Origin of the sequence: Polynucleobacter sp. Fuers-14, from assembly GCF_018882045.1 — a bacterium.
Classification (GTDB): Bacteria; Pseudomonadota; Gammaproteobacteria; order Burkholderiales; family Burkholderiaceae; genus Polynucleobacter.
On record NZ_JACVPG010000046.1, the window covers coordinates 1 to 280 of the forward strand.

At 43.6% G+C, this 280-nt stretch carries 1 pseudogene; it reads right to left on the reverse strand.

Annotated features, from left to right (window positions below):
• Positions 1 to 200 (reverse strand): annotated as a pseudogene (locus tag ICN40_RS11650) (IS110 family transposase); the annotation flags it as partial.
• Positions 201 to 280 lie beyond the last annotated feature (80 nt).

Here is a 280-nt window from a genome sequence, read left to right on the forward strand (position 1 = left end):
GTTGCCTCAAACCCAATAATGCAAGGCGGCGGTAAGCTCTTTAGAAAAGCAATAAAACGATCATGATCGGCAGCAGAATTAGCCATCCGAAAATGCTGTCGTTTACCTTCTTTAGTCTCGCTTAACACGGCATTAAAGTCCTTGGCAATATCGATTGCAATCCATGCCCCAAAGGGTTTATTGTTTAAGTGGTCAGCCATAGCAATACTCCTTATTGATGATCTCGCAATCACCAGCATGGCTTAAATTGCTGCGGCTGACTACCATTCTGCATGTACTA